Source organism: Pirellulales bacterium (assembly GCA_019636335.1).
In the GTDB taxonomy this organism is placed as follows: domain Bacteria; phylum Planctomycetota; class Planctomycetia; order Pirellulales; family JAEUIK01; genus JAHBXR01.
In genome coordinates this window covers 66,066-81,532 of the sequence record JAHBXR010000009.1, presented here as the reverse complement: position 1 = coordinate 81,532, position 15,467 = coordinate 66,066, and the positions used below count along the sequence as shown (strand labels likewise).

The window sequence follows — 15,467 nt, the reverse complement described above, 5'->3', positions numbered from 1 at the left end:
CGATGAAGCAGATCAACGAAGCGCAGCGCCGACGGAAGGAATTCGGCGACTTTCAAACGCCGGACGATCTCGCGCGGCGCGTGTGTCGAGTCTTGTCCCAACTTGGCATTCACCCCGCCACGGTGGTCGAACCGAATTGTGGGATTGGAAGCTTCATCCTGGCGGCCCTTGACGAGTTTCCGTCCCTGCAGCGGGCAGTCGGGGTCGAGATCAACGCGCAGGCACTCGATGCGCTGCGAGTTCGGCTCGATTCGCACGCCGGCAAAGGCAAAGTCGAGCTTTGCCGGGCGGATTTCTTTCTCTACGACTGGCACGAAACGCTCCGCTCGGTCGCGCAACCCTTGCTCGTACTAGGTAACCCTCCCTGGGTGACGAACTCGGACTTGAGCGTTTTGCAGAGCGGCAATCTGCCCGAGAAGGCAAACTTCCAGAAGCTCAATGGAATCGACGCGCTGACCGGCAAGAGCAACTTCGACATCTCGGAATGGATGTTGATGCGTCTGCTCGAAGCCCTGGACGGAACGGATTCCTCCCTGGCGATGTTGTGCAAGACGACGGTGGCCCGACGCGTGCTGGCCTATGCTTGGAAACGCAAGCTGTCGTTCGAGCGGACTGCAATCTATTCCATCGATGCCAATGCAGAGTTTGATGTGTCCGTGAATGCTTGCTTATTCACTTGCCATTTGTCCACCCGCGGCACATCGCAGGATTGCGATCTCTACGCCGGATTGGACGCCGCTCAGCCACTTCGCAAGATGGGGTGGCGCGACGCACAGATGGTCACCAACGTGGCTGCCTTCGAGCGCTGGGGCCATTTGTTGGGCGACAGTCCGTTTCAATGGCGATCCGGTATCAAACACGATTGCAGCAAGGTCATGGAACTGACTTACGACGAAGTACAGTATCGAAATGGGATGGGAGAGTCCGTCGATCTCGAAACCGACTATCTGTACCCGATGTTCAAGAGCTCCGACCTGGCCAATGGTAAAGTACAGAAGACGAATCGCTGGATGCTCGTCACTCAGTGCGCTGCGAACGAGGACACCTCTCTCCTGCAAGACGCCGCGCCGAGAACGTGGGACTACCTCACCTCGCATGCGGAGCAGCTCGATCGCCGGGCGAGTTCGGTTTATAAGAAGCGCTCACGTTTTGCCGTCTTTGGAGTAGGACCGTATTCTTTCGCGCCGTGGAAAGTGGCGGTTTCCGCCTTTTACAAGAGACCGCGGTTTGTAGTGGTTGGTTGCCAGAACGGAAAGCCTTGCGTCTTGGACGACACTTGCTATTTCCTGTCGTTCGACCACTTGGATCAAGCGGCGTTGATCGCCGAGATGCTCAATTCCGATGTGTCGTTAGAGTTTCTATCCGCCTTCGCCAGCGAAGACGCCAAGCGCACCATTACCATCGAGACGCTACGCAAGCTCGACCTGTACGCTTTGGCAGGGGAGTTGGGATTGCAGGACAGATTCTCTGCCAACTTCTCCGCGCAACGAACGCTCTTTGACGCAGCGGAAGCCATCGTGCGGTAAATCGTCGCGGCGCGTCACGAGGCCAGCGGCAGCTCGGGGCGGGCGAAGAAGACGTCGTGGACCGCTTCGCCCGCGGCGTTCAGTTCCGTCTGAAAGCGGTCGATGAACTCGTGCAATCCCTGCTGCACGACGTCGTCGATGCTGGTGAAGTCCATCGCCGCGCGCATGCGGCCTAGCTGCTGCTCGGCTCGGTTGCCGAACGAACCGGCGGGCGTGCCGGTGATCTCGTGCAACGATTCCTCGGCATGCACCAGGCAGTAGCGCATCGAGCGGGGAAAGTCGCGGTCGAGGATCAGGAACTCCGCCACCTTGGCCGGCAGAATACGTCCCTTGCTCTTGCGATACATCTCGAGCGCGCTGGCCGACTTGAGCAGGGCCGACCACTGCACGATATCGAGCGGCGTCCCCACGTCGCGCGTGTGGGGAAGCAGAATGTAGTATTTCACGTCGAGGATGCGCGAGGTCTTGTCGGCCCGTTCGACCAGGCGGCCGATGTTGGCGAAGTGCCACGCCTCGCCGTGCGACATGGTGGTGTCGAGCACGCCCTGAATCAGATGGCTGTGCAGCTTCACATCTTCGACGATCCGCCGCACGTGATCGCAGGCCGGCGCCCGCGACGCATCGCGCATCAACAGGTAGAAGCGGTTGATCTGCTCCCACATTTCGGAGGAGATGATCTCGCGGATCGCCCGGGCGTTTTCGCGGGCCCGCTGCACGCAACCGAGAATCGAGTTCGCGTTGCGGGCATCGAACGTGAGAAACTGCAGCACGTTCGAACGGGTCAGCTCGCCGTAATGCTGAAAGTAGGGCTCGTGATCGCCGGTCGTGTAGACCAGCGGCGCCCATTGCTCGGCCACGGCGCCTTGCAGATCGAGCGTCAGGTGTTCGTTGACGTCGATGAAGCGCGCGACGTTATCGGCCCGCTCGAGATAGCGGCTCATCCAAAAAACGGCCTCGGCGACTCGACTTAGCACTTCGTTGCGTCCTCCGCCGCGCACCGCGCGGCCGGTCGAGCAAAGAGGGGGGCGAGTCGCGCAACTGCCGGGGCGCAGGAAGAGAAATTCCGGCCGGCGTCGTACGGCCAAGTCGTTTCGCGCGTCGTCATGCATCGCTCCGCCTGTCGCTCGTAGGTTAGGCGCCGGCCAGCGCCGGCGAAGAACTGGATTGAGATTGTGACTGAGATTGCTCCGCCTGACGAGGACGATTCGGATCGGCCAACACCCAGGTGTCTTTGCTCCCCCCCCCTTGCGACGAGTTCACGATCATCGAACCCTTGCGCAAGGCGACGCGGGTCAGCCCCCCCGGCAGGACGTAGATGTCCTTGCCGTAGAGCACGAAGGGGCGCAGATCGACGTGCCGCGGCTCGAGACGATCTTCGACGATCGTCGGCACGGTCGACAGCGTCAGCATCGGCTGAGCGATATAGTTCCGCGGATTGGCGCGCAACACGTCGGCATAACGGGCACGCTCCTCGCTCGAGGCCTGAGGTCCCATCAAGATGCCATAACCACCCGACTCGTTCGTCGGCTTGACGACGAGCTGGTCGAGATTCGCCAGCACGTGCGCGCACTGTTTCGGGTCCGAACAGACATACGTCGGCACGTTGGGCAGGATGGCGTCCTCGCCCAGGTAGTAGCGAATGATCTGCGGCACATAGGCGTACACGGCCTTGTCGTCGGCCACGCCGGTCCCCGGCGCGTTGGCCAGCGTGATGCGCCCCGCGCGGTAGACGTCCATCAGCCCGGGCACGCCCAGCATGGAGTCTTCGCGGAAGCACTTCGGGTCGAGGAAATCGTCGTCGATGCGCCGGTAGAGCACGTCGACGCGGCGCATGCCCTTGGTGGTGAGCATGTGGACGTAGCCGTCGTGGACGACGAGATCGCGTCCCTCGACCAGCTCGATGCCCATCTGCTGGGCGAGGAAGGAGTGTTCGAAGTAGGCCGAGTTGTAGATGCCCGGCGTGAGCAGCGCCACGGTCGGAGCATCGACGCCGCGCGGCGCCGTGTGCAGCAGCGTGTCGAGCAGGCGCTCGGGATAGTCCTCGACCGGCGTGACGCGCAGCCCCTCGAAGACCTGCGGGAAGGTGCGCTTCATCACCTCGCGGTTTTCGAGCACGTACGAGACGCCCGACGGGCAGCGCAGATTATCCTCGAGCACGTAGAACTCGCCATCGCGATCGCGCACCAAATCGGTGCCCGTCACGTGACACCAGACGCCCTGGGGCGGCTCGAGCCCGGCGCAGGCCATGCGTAGGGTCTTGGCCGAGGCGACCAGCTCCTCGGGAACGATCCCGTCGCGACAGATCTTGCGATCGTGGTAGATGTCGTCGATGAACAGGTTCAGCGCGCGGATGCGTTGCTGCAAGCCACGTTCGATGCGCCCCCATTCGCTGTCGGTGACGATGCGGGGCAGGATGTCGAAGGGCCACACCTTCTCCACGCCCGCCTCGTGGCCGTAGACATTGAACGTGATGCCCATGTTCCAGAGGGCCACGTCGGCCGCCTTCTGGTGACGCTGCAACTCCTCAGGAGTGAGATTTTGCAGCCGCTGGAAGAGAGGCTCCGAACGATCGCGTGGGAGCCCGTCGGGCGCGAACAACTCATCGTACGCGCCGTTGTGCAGATAGCTTGAAAATTGCATCGAGCCGTGCTTCTTGCCGGATGACATCCAGGGCCACTCGTCCCATTGCCTAGCAACTAGGTATCGATCCGTGACAGGCCGCCTGGTGAAGCCGCTTTTGTCGGGAAGCAAATCTAATGCCGCTGAAGCATGCTTGCGCTTCAGTCCATGCTGGCAGTGGCAACGCATTGAGAGCGTTCGGCTTGCGACGACAGCGACGAATCGCCAAGCTCGCCGCATTGCGATGCTGCCCGCATCGTGGGCCGGCCTTGCGCAGCGCTCGGGCAGTCGTCCCCCGAATAATCGGAGTCTCCGTTTCCCTCTCAATGCGCTCACATTATGGCATTCTGTACCGGTTCGTCGAGCGCACCTTTTGACGAATCTTGATGGCGGCCTTGAGCCCGGAAGTCACGTTACATGGCGTTCGAGGCCGGGGACCGCACTTCGACCCGCTTGGGCTTGACCCCCTGCGATTTCGGCAGCCGCACGGTCAGCACGCCGTGGTCGTACTCGGCCGTGACCTGCTCGGCGTCGATGCCCACCGGCAATTGCACGCTCCGGCGGAACTTGCCGAAACGCCGCTCGCTGTGGAAGAAATCTTCCCCTGCGTGCTGCGAGTGCTCCTTCTTCTCGCCCGCAATCGTCAGTTGATTGCCGGTGACCTGCAGATCGATCTCCGACGGCTCGACGCCGGGGATCTCGACCCGCACGGTAACGGCCTGATCGCTTTCGGCGATATCCAGCGCCGGTCCCCAGGGGGCCAGCGACTCGAATCCCCGCCCGATCCGCTCGACCGGCTCGCGGAGGTACGTCTCGTACATCCGTTCCATCTCTTGTCGCAGGTCGGACCAGGAGGCCACCTCATGGGTTCCTTCTTCCGCCTGGCGCTTATTCATCCAAGGTAGTGGTTTCATGTCGACTACTCCTCGTTTCGAATACGAACCCGCCCGACGTCGACGCACCGCTTACTTCGCGGTGACGGCGATTTTGCGCGGCTTGACGGCCTCGGTCTTCGGCAGGTGCAGCGTCAGCACGCCGTCGGTGTACTCGGCATGAATGCGCGAGACGTCGATGTGCTCGCTCACCTGGAAGCTGCGGTAGTAATCGCCTACGCCATATTCCCGCTGGAGGTAATTGGTGCCCGCCGGCTGACGCGGCGCCACGCGGCCGTGAATCGCCAGGGTTCCTTCCTCGAATTGGACGTCGATATCCTCGGCCCGCAGACCCGGCATGTCGGCCCGGACTAGCAATTCCTCGGCCTGTTCGACGATGTCCACGTGCGGACGGTAATACTGACCGCTGCGGGTATGCTCGGTCTTGGCGACCTCACTCGAGCGGGGATCGGCAATCGTTTCGGTACTCATGAGAATTGGCTCCTGCAAATCTGTTCGTGCTTGTGTCTTTCTTGCGTGCGAGACGTCGCGTTTAGTTCGAGCCGACGACCTGGATCTTGCGCGGACGGGCGGTCTCGGCCTTGGGCAGCGTCACGGTCAATACGCCGTCGCGCAGCGTGGCCGACACGCGCGAGCTATCGACGTCGACCGGCAGATGTACGACCCGGGTGAAGGTTCCCGCGCCCCGTTCCCGGCGATGGTAGGTGACTTCTTGTGCTTCGCTCGGCTTGCGCTCTCCCTTGATGGTGAGCTCGTTGCCGACCACGAAGATGTCGATATCCGACTCCTTGAGCCCCGGCACCTCGGCCTCGGCGAAGAGCTCTTGATCGTTCTCCCAGACGTTCACCGCCGGAAAGCTGCGTACGGCGGCGGGGGCCACGTGCGGCCAGTTCGGCAGTCCGCGCGTGAGGTCGGAAAAGAAGCGATCCATTTCGTGACGGACCTGATGGAGCGGCAAGGTGTGTAGGCGCAATGGCATGGACGTAGGCTCCTCGATTTAGAGAATGGCCGCGCGACGGCGGCAAAACGCCGCTGGGTGAATGCCGCGACGCGCGAGGGGTGGCAAGCCCGTGCAGGAACTTGCCTCTGGAACGAAAGAAAAAGCAAAAGGTGTGCCAATCGGACCGCCGCGACAAGTTGCCCCTTAGTCTCTGTCGGACAAGCATTTGCAACGCCTACCGAAGCGAATAGGCGTGTCCGGGCCAACTGCCAGTTTGGCAGTCTCGCATTTCTGGCCGCCGAGTAGGGCTCGGGAGAGGGGGATACGCCGCCGGCGTTACAAGAAGGTTGGCGGTCGCTCGTCGTTTCGGTCGAAGTTTTTACAGTGACCCCACGCCTGGCAGGTAGGCGGGGCACTCGGCGCGCAAGTGTTGGCCGCGCCAGGAGATTTTCCCGCTGGGCGAAGCCCGCTTGCGTGCGTTAGGATGGGGAACTCGGTTTTCTAAGCCAACGCTGAAGGATTCAGCAATGCAGAGCATGGATGGCTGGGATGTGGCCTTGTTGGTGCTGGCGGGCTATGTGGCGGTCGTGGCGCTCGTGCGGATGACCCTCGCGCATCGCGAGCAGACCGCCGCGCGGATGCGGATCGAGCTGGAACGCCAGCGTCGTCAGCAGGCCCTCGAAGCCAAGGCCGCCTCTGCGGCCAAGAAAGCCGCCTGATCGCCCACGACTGTCCCCTCGCGTCGGGCCGTGCCCCACGCTCGCGGGTGCGCCGCCTGCCGGCCTGCTCCGTGTGAGGGCTTCCCCTGCGAGACGCGACGACCCCCATGCCCAAGCGGTTGTACATCGAGACCGTCGGCTGCCAGATGAACATGCTCGACAGCGAGCTGGTCGTGGCGAGCCTGCGCAAACAAGGCTACGAGCTGGTCTCGACCGCGCGCGAAGCGGACACGATCCTCTTCAACACCTGCAGCGTCCGGCAGCACGCCGAAGACAAGATCTACAGCGCGCTGGGCCGTCTGAAGCATGCCAAGACGCACCATCCCGACAAGATCATCGGGGTGCTCGGTTGCATGGCGCAAAAAGACCAGCAAGAGATCTTCCGCCGCGCGCCGTTCGTCGATCTGGTGGTCGGGCCGGGGCAGTTGCACCAGGTGCCCAAGCTGATCGAAGAGATCGCCGCCGGGAGCGGCCCCCGGCTCGAGGTGAGCCTCGACCGCAAGGCCGCCAGCCGCAGCGAGGTCGAAGAGAGCTTCGAAAGCTACGACCCGCTCCGCGAGGCGGCGCTGCGGCCCACGCCCTACCAGGCGTACGTCCGCGTGATGATCGGCTGCGACAAGTTCTGCACCTACTGCATCGTGCCCAAGGTGCGGGGACCGGAGCAGAGCCGCTCGCCCCTGGAAATCGAGGCCGAGGTGCGGCGGCTGGCCGACGAGGGTTGCCGCGAGATCACGCTGCTCGGCCAGACCGTGAACAGCTATCACTACGAGCTCGACGGCCGCCTGTGGCGCCTGGCCGACCTGATCTACCGCCTGCACGACATCGAGGGGCTGGCGCGGATCAAGTTCGTGACGAACTATCCGCGCGACATGTCGACCGAATTGCTCACGGCGGTCCGCGATCTGCCGAAGTGCTCCCCCTATCTGCACGTGCCGGCCCAAAGCGGATCGAACGAGATCTTGCGCCGCATGAAGCGCGGCTACACGATCGAGGAATACCGCGAGATGCAGGCGCGGATTCTTGAGATTGTGCCGCACGCCGCCGTGACGAGCGACTTCATCGTGGGCTTCTGCGGCGAGACCGAGGAGGACTTTCAGCTCACGGTCGACCTGGTCCGCGAGAGCCGCTTCAAGAACAGCTTTATCTTCAAGTACAGTCCGCGCCCCGGCACGAAGGCCCCCGACCTGTTTGCCGACGACGTGCCGGAAGAGACCAAACGCCGCCGCAACAACGAGTTGCTGGCCATCCAGAACCAGATCAGCGAAGAGGACAACCAGCAGTGGATCGGCCGGCAGGTCGAAGTGCTGGTCGAAGGGCCGAGCAAGATGGCCCATCGCAACGAAACGGATGGCGAGATTCTGCAGCTCACCGGCCGCACGCCCGACGATCGCATCACGGTCTTTGCTGGAAATCGCCGCCAAATTGGTAGACTGTTGAATCTGACCGTTTACGATGCCAATGCCTTCACGCTGTTCGGCGCCGTCGTGACCGAGCACGTCGGTCCCGAAGTCTATCGCTTGTCGCTCTCGCCCCCCTGACGCCGCGCTTCCCGGAATATGCGAATCGAAGAGCTCAGCGGGTTTCTGGATCACCCGGCCGAGGCGGTCGACTGGCTGCGCGGCTGCGGACTGTCGAATCTCGAGCGTGCGCACGCGAACTTCGTGCATATGGCGGCGGCCGGGGTGACGCTCGACCTGCTGGCCGACATCGGCGAGCAGCTTCGCCAGTTGCTGCCCGGCTGCCCCGACCCGGACATGGCGCTGAACAATCTCGATCGCTTCGTGGCTGCGGCGCGCAATCCGCTGGCGCTGGGTTCGCTCTTCGAGCGCGATCGCGATGCGCTCCCCTACCTGGTGCAGATCTTTTCGACGAGCCAGTACCTGAGCGATCTGCTCGTCACGGATAGCGAAAGTTACGACCTGCTGCGTCTGACGGAAGGCCAGCCCGTGGCGCGCGACGTGCTCGCGCACGAGCTGACGAGCGAGGTGTTGAACGCGGCGAGCCAGAAGTCGGTGCTGGCCGCCTTGCGAAGGTTTCGCCATCGCGAAACCTTGCGCATCGCCTTCGGCGACATCGTGCGCGGACAATCGCTCGACATCGTGACCAAGCAAATTTCGGCCGTGTCCGAGGCCGTGCTCGAGGCGGCCGTCCGCTCGGCCCGCGCCACGCTCGAAGAAAAGCGCGGCGTGCCGCGCACGCCCAGCGGCAAACCGGCTCGTTTCGTCGTGCTGGGCATGGGCAAGCTCGGCGGCAACGAGCTGAACTATTCGAGCGACATCGATCTGATCTTGCTCTACGACCACGACGGCGAGACCGACGGCGATCGTCCCTGCACGAACGACGAGTTCTTCGATCGTTTGGCGCGCGAGATCGTCAAGCTGCTGGTCGAACCGACCGAGCAGGGGGTGGCTTACCGCGTCGACCTGCGTCTACGCCCCGAGGGGCGCCAGGGCCCCATGGTGACGAACCTCGAGCGCGCCCTGCACTACTACGACGTGCTGGGACGCACCTGGGAACGCCAGGCCTACGTCAAGGCACGACCGGTGGCGGGCGATCTCGACCTGGGGCGCGAGTTTCTCGCGCAGCTCGAACCCTGGATCTACCGCCGCTACTTGAGCCTGGCCGACATCACCGGCATCAAGGCCCTCAAACGCCGCATCGAGCATCGCACGTCGAGCAACGGCGCCGACAGCCGCGACGTGAAGACCGGCCACGGCGGCATTCGCGACATCGAGTTCGTGATCCAATTCCTGCAACTTTTGAACGGCGGCGACTTGCCGGAGGTCCGCACCGGCAACACGCTCGAGGGGCTCGCGCGGCTCGAAGGGGTCGGTTGCCTCACCTCGCAAGAGCGGGCCATCCTCGAAGAAAACTACGGCTTTCTCCGCAAGATCGAGCACCGTCTGCAGATCATGCTCGACTTGCAGACGCACGTCCTGCCCAAGGAGCGCGCCGAGCTGCGCAAGTTGGCTATTCGCATGGGGTACGCCGATGCGCCCGGCCGCTCGGCACTCGACGACTTCGAGAACGACTACCGACAGAAGACCGAGCTGAATCGCAAGATTCTCGACCACCTGCTCAACGACGCCTTTCCGGACGAGTCGGGCATGGAGCCCGAGGTGGATCTCGTGCTCGATCCGGAGCCCACCCCCGAGTGCATCGACGAGGTGCTCTCTCGGCACGGATTCCGCGACGTCGAACTGGCCTACTCGAACCTGATGGCCCTCTCGAACGAGCGGATCCGCTTCCTCTCGACGCGCCGCTGCCGGCACTTTCTGGCCTCGATCGCGCCGCGTCTGCTCGCCGCGATTGCCGCCACGCCCGATCCCGACGCGACGCTAGTCAACCTCGAGAAGGTGAGCGACTCGCTCGGCGGCAAGGGGGTGCTGTGGGAGCTGTTCAGCTTCAATCCGCCGACACTGCGGCTCTACGTCGATTTGTGCGCGTATAGCCCGTTGCTATCGGGCATCCTGACGAGCAATCCCGGCATGATCGACGAGTTGATGGACAGCCTGGTGCTCGATCGCCTGCCCACGCTCGACGTGCTGCGTCAGACGCTGGCCGACCTGGTGCATGGCGCCGAGGATCTCGATCCCATCTTGCACAGCTTCAAGCACGCGCAGACGCTGCGCGTGGGGGTGCGCGATCTGCTCGGCAAGGAAGACATTCAGGCCACGACCGACGCGCTGACCGACATTGCCTGCACCTGCCTCGAAGAGATCGCCCATCTCGAGTTCGAGCGGTTGGTGCAGAAGCTGGGCGAGCCGATGGTCGAGGCCGAGGGAGTCGAGCCGCGTCCCTGCGAGCTGGTCATCGTCGCGATGGGCAAATTCGGCGGGCGCGAGCTGAATTACCACAGCGATCTCGATCTCATCTTTCTCTTCGAGGGAGACGGCAACACGGCCGCCGGCCCGCGCTCGCGCCGGACGCAGGTCACCACGAACCAGCACTTCTTCAGCGAGGTGGGGCAGCGCATCATCAAGGCGGCCAGCCAGCTTGGCCCCTATGGCCGGCTCTATGAAGTCGATCCGCGGCTGCGTCCCACGGGGCGCAGCGGCGCGCTGGTCACGTCGTTCGACGAGCTCGCGCGCTACTTCGCTGACGGCAGCGGCCAGCTCTGGGAACGCCAGGCCCTGACCAAGGCCCGCATCGTCTTCGGCGCCGAGGGCGCCGCGACGCGCGCCGCCGAGGTGATCGGTACCGCCACCTACGGCCACACTTGGCAGCCCGCCGACGCGAACGCCATTCGCCAGATGCGCAAGCGTCTGGAAGACACGGCAGCGCGAGGCAACCTGAAACGGGGCCGCGGCGGAATGGTCGATATCGAGTTTCTCGTCCAGATGCTGCAATTGCGGCACGGCGCGCGACGCACCGAGATTCGCCAACCCAATACGCTCGCCGCCCTCAAGGCGCTCGAGCAGGCCGGACAGCTCTCGGCGGACGATGCGAGCTTCTTCCAGGAGAGTTACCGTTTCCTGCGCACGGTCGAGAGTCGCTTGCGCCTGATGAACACCCAGGCCCGCGACGATCTGCCCGACGAGCCGGCCGAAATGGAAAAGCTGGCCCGCATGACGGGCTTCACGAGCCCCGAGGCCCTGCGTGCCGAGATCGAGCGCTATACGTCGGCCAACCGGCAGCGCTTCGACCAGTTGTTCGACGCGGCCGAAAAGAAATAGCACGTCCGATCAACGTGCCGCTCGAGGAGCGGCATCGCGATCGAGGTCAACCACGAGGTGACGATTAAAGAATCGTCTGCCCGATACGCAGGTCAGCCTTCGAAGCGCGACACGACCAGCGTGATGTTCTGGCCGCCGAAGCCGAAGCTGTTCGACGCGGCCGTGTCGCAGCGGGCCTCGCGCGCGACGTTCGGAATGTAGTCGAGATCGCAGTCCGGATCGGGCGTGTCGTAGTTCGTCGTCGGCGGCAGCACGTTATCGCGGATTGCCAGCAGGCAGATGATGAGCTCCGTGGCGCCGGCCGCCGCGATCAGATGCCCCATCATGCTCTTCGTGCTCGAGACGGGCACCTTGTAGGCCACGTCGCCAAAGGCCCGCTTGATCGCCAGCGATTCGACCTTGTCGTTTACGCTCGTGCTCGTGCCGTGCGCGTTGATGTAGTGGATGTCTGCCGGATTCTTGCCGGCATCTTCCAGGGCCAGCTTGAGGCACGTCGCCGCGCCACGTCCCTCGGGATGCGTGTCGGTAATGCGGAAGGCGTCGGCGGTCGAACCGTAGCCGGTGATCTCGCCGTAGATTTTGGCGCCGCGGGCCTTGGCGTGCTCGAGATCTTCGAGGATGAGCATGGCCGCTCCTTCACCCAGCACGAAGCCATCGCGCCCGCGGTCGAAGGGGCGCGATGCCTTGTGGGGCTCGTCGTTCCGCGTGCTCAGCGCGCCGAGCAGGTTGAAGCCCGTCACGCCAAAGGGATGGATCATGCTGTGCGTGCCGCCGGAGAGCATCACGTCGGCATCGCCGCGGCGAATCATCTCGACCGCCTCGCCGATCGCCTGGCTGCTCGCGGCGCAGGCCGTCAGGCAGTTGACGTTGGGGCCCTGGGCATTGAAGAGCCCGGCCAGATGGCTGGCCGGCATGTTCGGCTCTTGCTCCAGCTCGGACAGCGGGTGGAGAATCTCGAGCCCCTTCTTCGTGAACGTGGCCACGTCGAGCTCGCCACTCTCGCCGAGCGAGGCGACCATCATCTCGGTAAAACGGTCGAAGTCCTGCTGCCCTTCGCCACTGCCCAGATAAACGCCGAAGCGCGTGGGATCGAGCCCGTTGTCGCCGAGGCCCGCGTCGGCGTAGGCCTTCTTCGCCGCGCCGATGGCGAACTTCGTGTGCCGGCCGTGGTACTTCCAGTCCTCGGGGTTCTCTCCCACGTCCGAGAGGTCCCAGCCGCGGACTTCGGCCGAGATCTTCGTCGGAAAGTTACTGGCATCGAACAGCGTGGTGGGGCCAATGCCCGAGTCGCCGCGCAACAAGGCCTGCCAAACCTGCTCGACCTCGGTGCCGAGGGGAGTGATGCAACCGCAACCGGTAACGACCACACGACGTCTCATGGCAGAATCTCCTCACCAATGTGCAATGCCTGCAAATACCGCGAACAAAGCAGCACAGGCTGTCAGGCGTGTGCGATTCAACAGTGCCGACAATTCCAACCCGAAGCGTGAGCGAGGGGGAACCTCGTTCGACGTTTCCTCGCGGCTCCCCCTCGCTTACGCTTCGGGTTGGGATGCTGGTAAGGGCGGTTCTCAACCATGCGCCATCACTCGGGCGACGCGGCCCGCAGGTGGGCCAGTCCCGGCGGCTCGGCGATCGCGCCCGCCTCGGAACCTCGCCCCACGTCGAACACTCCCAGCAGCTTCAAGGTGAACACGAAGTTCTTCGGCTCGAACAGCGTCTTTACGCGGCGGCTCTCGTCGAGGTGGGCGAACATCAGTTCCCCCTCGGCCTGCAAGCGCTCGCCGACGTGGCTGGTCGCCTTGACCAGCGCGCCGTTGTCCTCGATGCTGAGCATCTCGGCCGAGTAGACGAGCGTGTCTCCCGGCTTGGCGGCGAAGTGAAACGTGATCTTGGGAATCTTCGCCAGGATCACTTTCTCTTCGAAGTTCCGCATCTCGCCGACGAGGATGCCGCCGGTCTGCGCGAGCCCCTCGGTGATCAGCGAGTTCGGCATGATCGGGTAGCCGAAGAAGTGATCGTGGAGGTGCTCTTCGGCGAGGGTGAGGTTCTTCACCGCCCGCGCGCGCCGGCCACTCTCGAACTCGAGAAATCGATCGATCCAGATCCAGCGCATACGTCACGCAACTCCGCGGGGTGCCGCTGTCGCGACGGGGCGCCGCGCCCTCGTCGCGCCGCCGTCGAGACGTCAGGCCTCGACGTTGACCTTGCTCTCGACGTAGTTGGCGATCATCTGCACGGTGAACAGGTTGCCGAACTCTTGGGCGACCGGGTTCTTGGCGAACTCGTCGAGATTGGCGAACGGCATGCGCTTGCGCAGCTCTTCGATGCCGGCCGGGGTGAACTTGCCGTCGGCCACGTACTGCGGATCGGTCAGGATGCTCTCGGGAAAGAGCTCGCCGCGCGGGATCTTGATGTCGAAGGCCTTCTCCAGGCGGAAGACGATGTCGAGGAAGTCGATCGATTCGGCTCCCAGGTCGCCCGTCAACGTGGCGTTCGGCGTGACTTCGTCTTCATCGACCCCCAGCGCGTCGACCAGGGCGGCACGGATCTTGTCGAATACTTCATCTTTCGAGGGCATGGCTCAATTCTCCCAATCTTTGGTTCGTGAATGCTCTTCGCGCTGCCGCGCGACACCAGGGTCATCTACCGCGCGCACCGCAAAGGGCTTCGCCGGCGCGAGCGGATGGCGTGTCGACGGGCAGGCGCGTGTTCGTGGTTCTCGGTTTCGATCTAGTAACTACCCAGGCTCAGGCCGCCGTCGACGCGAAGCACCTGACCCGTCAGGTAGCTCGCCTCGTCGCTGGCCAGAAACGTCACCACGCGAGCGATCTCCTCGGGCTGACCCACGCGCCGCAAGGGGATCACCTTCTTGATATCATCGCCGATCAGGTTGCGCACCGCCTGGCTCATGTCGGTTTCGATCATGCCCGGGGCCACGCTGTTGACACGAATCTTGCGTGCCGAGAGCTCCTTGGCCAGACAGCGCGTCAGGCCGTCGATGCCCCCCTTGCTCGCCGCGTAATTCACTTGTCCGCGGGCGCCGTATTCGGCGGCCACGCTCGATAGATTCACGATGCTGCCGGCGCGCTGCGACATCATCGGCCGCGTCACGGCTCGGCAGAAGTTGTAGGTGCCGGTGAGGTTCGTCTCGATCACGTCCCCCCACTGCGCGGCGTCCATCGTGGCGAAGAGCCCATCGCGAATGATGCCGGCCGAATTGACGAGGATGTCAATACGGCCCCATTCTTCGGCCAGTTGCTCGACGAGTTCGGTCACCTTGGCGGCGTCGCGGACGTCGGCCTTGATCGCCTTGACCTTGCCGCCGGCGGCGGTGATTTCGGCGACCAGTTCTTCGGCGGCCTGCGTGCTGCTGCTGTAGACGAAGGCCACCGTGGCGCCCTCGGCACACAGGTCGCGGACGCACGCGCGGCCAATGCCGCGGCTGCCGCCGGTCACGATCGCCATCTTGCCTTTGAGTCGGTTCGCCATGTTTCGTTCTGTCTCGGCCCGTAGTCGGGCGCTTGGCTGTCTGGTGGGGGTGGTGAGCGGTTACGTCGAGGCCGGCGCCAGGTGACGGCACAATTGGGCCCACTGCTCGCGCAGTTGGTGGCGGACCACGGCGTCCGCCTCGGCCCGATTCGGCTCGACGGCCGCCAGGTTGTAACGCTCGAGGACCAGACGCGCCGAAACGGTCATGTTGCCGTCGACGGTTCCCTGGGCCTTGAGCGTGGTCGTTTGTTCGTCCTGTTTGATGATCTCGGCGGTCACCAGCAGCGTCTGCCCCGGCTCGACGAAGTTGCCATACTTCACGTTGCGGGCTTCTTTCAGGGTGACGATGCTGTGGGCGAAGTCCTCGCTGGCGCGAATCAGCCAGGCGCTGGCCTGGGTCATCGCCTCGAGCATCAACACGCCTGGCATCACTGGAAAGCCCGGAAAGTGGTCGGCCAGGTACTCCTCGGCCATGGTCAGGTTCTTCCGTGCGGCGATTTGCCGACCCGGTTCAAACATGTCCACACGATCAATTAGCGAGAAGCGCATCGAGTTGCTACACGAAAAACGAGCTGTGGGCAAAAACGGGGGGAGCGGGCGTC

General features: G+C 63.7%; 14 protein-coding genes. 4 read left to right on the top strand and 10 right to left on the bottom strand.

The window, feature by feature from the left end; translation table 11 throughout:
- Positions 1-2: 2 nt before the first annotated feature.
- Positions 3-1,526, top strand: coding sequence for a hypothetical protein (locus KF708_11015; protein ID MBX3413209.1), 1,524 nt, complete (start codon positions 3-5; stop codon positions 1,524-1,526).
- A 14-nt stretch (positions 1,527-1,540) separates the two neighbouring features.
- Here KF708_11015 and KF708_11010 read toward each other — a convergent pair whose 3' ends face one another.
- The 5 genes from KF708_11010 to KF708_10990 form a co-directional block, all read right to left on the bottom strand.
- Complete coding sequence (locus tag KF708_11010; protein ID MBX3413208.1) at positions 1,541-2,500, bottom strand: alpha-E domain-containing protein; 960 nt, start codon at positions 2,498-2,500, stop codon at positions 1,541-1,543.
- A gap of 157 nt (positions 2,501-2,657) precedes the next feature.
- Positions 2,658-4,166, bottom strand: coding sequence for a circularly permuted type 2 ATP-grasp protein (locus KF708_11005; GenBank protein ID MBX3413207.1), 1,509 nt, complete (start codon positions 4,164-4,166; stop codon positions 2,658-2,660).
- A gap of 392 nt (positions 4,167-4,558) precedes the next feature.
- Positions 4,559-5,059, bottom strand: a complete 501-nt coding sequence (locus KF708_11000) for an Hsp20/alpha crystallin family protein (protein ID MBX3413206.1) — start codon at positions 5,057-5,059, stop codon at positions 4,559-4,561.
- Between the two features lie 51 nt (positions 5,060-5,110).
- Entirely contained in the window at positions 5,111-5,509 is a 399-nt protein-coding gene (locus KF708_10995) for an Hsp20/alpha crystallin family protein (protein ID MBX3413205.1), read from the bottom strand.
- Between the two features lie 61 nt (positions 5,510-5,570).
- Positions 5,571-6,017: an Hsp20/alpha crystallin family protein gene (locus tag KF708_10990; GenBank protein MBX3413204.1), complete on the bottom strand. Its 447-nt coding sequence runs from the start codon at positions 6,015-6,017 to the stop codon at positions 5,571-5,573.
- Positions 6,018-6,505: 488 nt separating this feature from the next.
- Between KF708_10990 and KF708_10985 the strand changes: the two genes are divergently transcribed.
- The 3 genes from KF708_10985 (at position 6,506) to KF708_10975 (ending at position 11,373) form a co-directional block, all read left to right on the top strand.
- Positions 6,506-6,697: a hypothetical protein gene (locus KF708_10985; protein ID MBX3413203.1), complete on the top strand. Its 192-nt coding sequence runs from the start codon at positions 6,506-6,508 to the stop codon at positions 6,695-6,697.
- Positions 6,698-6,804: 107 nt separating this feature from the next.
- Complete coding sequence (gene miaB, locus KF708_10980; GenBank protein MBX3413202.1) at positions 6,805-8,235, top strand: tRNA (N6-isopentenyl adenosine(37)-C2)-methylthiotransferase MiaB; 1,431 nt, start codon at positions 6,805-6,807, stop codon at positions 8,233-8,235.
- 18 nt (positions 8,236-8,253) lie between these two features.
- Positions 8,254-11,373: a hypothetical protein gene (locus KF708_10975; GenBank protein MBX3413201.1), complete on the top strand. Its 3,120-nt coding sequence runs from the start codon at positions 8,254-8,256 to the stop codon at positions 11,371-11,373.
- A gap of 92 nt (positions 11,374-11,465) precedes the next feature.
- On the opposite strand, the gene KF708_10970 is transcribed toward KF708_10975, so the two are convergent.
- The 5 genes from KF708_10970 to KF708_10950 form a co-directional block, all read right to left on the bottom strand.
- Positions 11,466-12,752: a beta-ketoacyl-[acyl-carrier-protein] synthase family protein gene (locus KF708_10970; protein MBX3413200.1), complete on the bottom strand. Its 1,287-nt coding sequence runs from the start codon at positions 12,750-12,752 to the stop codon at positions 11,466-11,468.
- A 206-nt stretch (positions 12,753-12,958) separates the two neighbouring features.
- Positions 12,959-13,489 carry a beta-hydroxyacyl-ACP dehydratase gene (locus KF708_10965; GenBank protein MBX3413199.1) on the bottom strand — a complete coding sequence of 177 codons (531 nt, stop codon included), beginning with the start codon at positions 13,487-13,489 and terminating at the stop codon, positions 12,959-12,961.
- A 72-nt stretch (positions 13,490-13,561) separates the two neighbouring features.
- Complete coding sequence (locus KF708_10960) at positions 13,562-13,954, bottom strand: acyl carrier protein (GenBank protein ID MBX3413198.1); 393 nt, start codon at positions 13,952-13,954, stop codon at positions 13,562-13,564.
- 152 nt (positions 13,955-14,106) lie between these two features.
- Positions 14,107-14,865 (bottom strand): 3-oxoacyl-[acyl-carrier-protein] reductase, encoded by a 759-nt coding sequence (fabG, locus tag KF708_10955; protein MBX3413197.1) that lies wholly within the window; start codon positions 14,863-14,865, stop codon positions 14,107-14,109.
- A gap of 60 nt (positions 14,866-14,925) precedes the next feature.
- Complete coding sequence (locus tag KF708_10950) at positions 14,926-15,414, bottom strand: beta-hydroxyacyl-ACP dehydratase (GenBank protein MBX3413196.1); 489 nt, start codon at positions 15,412-15,414, stop codon at positions 14,926-14,928.
- Between the last annotated feature and the right edge of the window lie 53 nt (positions 15,415-15,467).

What these genes read in the sequence shown, in the direction of transcription:
- KF708_11015 (MBX3413209.1), top strand. Translation starts at nt 3, where the DNA reads ATGAAGCAGATCAACGAAGCGCAGCGCCGACGGAAGGAATTCGGCGAC.
- KF708_11005 (MBX3413207.1), bottom strand. Translation starts at nt 4,166, where the DNA reads ATGCAATTTTCAAGCTATCTGCACAACGGCGCGTACGATGAGTTGTTC.
- KF708_11000 (MBX3413206.1), bottom strand. Translation starts at nt 5,059, where the DNA reads ATGAAACCACTACCTTGGATGAATAAGCGCCAGGCGGAAGAAGGAACC.
- KF708_10995 (MBX3413205.1), bottom strand. Translation starts at nt 5,509, where the DNA reads ATGAGTACCGAAACGATTGCCGATCCCCGCTCGAGTGAGGTCGCCAAG.
- KF708_10990 (MBX3413204.1), bottom strand. Translation starts at nt 6,017, where the DNA reads ATGCCATTGCGCCTACACACCTTGCCGCTCCATCAGGTCCGTCACGAA.
- KF708_10985 (MBX3413203.1), top strand. Translation starts at nt 6,506, where the DNA reads ATGCAGAGCATGGATGGCTGGGATGTGGCCTTGTTGGTGCTGGCGGGC.
- miaB (MBX3413202.1), top strand. Translation starts at nt 6,805, where the DNA reads ATGCCCAAGCGGTTGTACATCGAGACCGTCGGCTGCCAGATGAACATG.
- KF708_10975 (MBX3413201.1), top strand. Translation starts at nt 8,254, where the DNA reads ATGCGAATCGAAGAGCTCAGCGGGTTTCTGGATCACCCGGCCGAGGCG.
- KF708_10970 (MBX3413200.1), bottom strand. Translation starts at nt 12,752, where the DNA reads ATGAGACGTCGTGTGGTCGTTACCGGTTGCGGTTGCATCACTCCCCTC.
- KF708_10965 (MBX3413199.1), bottom strand. Translation starts at nt 13,489, where the DNA reads ATGCGCTGGATCTGGATCGATCGATTTCTCGAGTTCGAGAGTGGCCGG.
- KF708_10960 (MBX3413198.1), bottom strand. Translation starts at nt 13,954, where the DNA reads ATGCCCTCGAAAGATGAAGTATTCGACAAGATCCGTGCCGCCCTGGTC.
- fabG (MBX3413197.1), bottom strand. Translation starts at nt 14,865, where the DNA reads ATGGCGAACCGACTCAAAGGCAAGATGGCGATCGTGACCGGCGGCAGC.
- KF708_10950 (MBX3413196.1), bottom strand. Translation starts at nt 15,414, where the DNA reads ATGCGCTTCTCGCTAATTGATCGTGTGGACATGTTTGAACCGGGTCGG.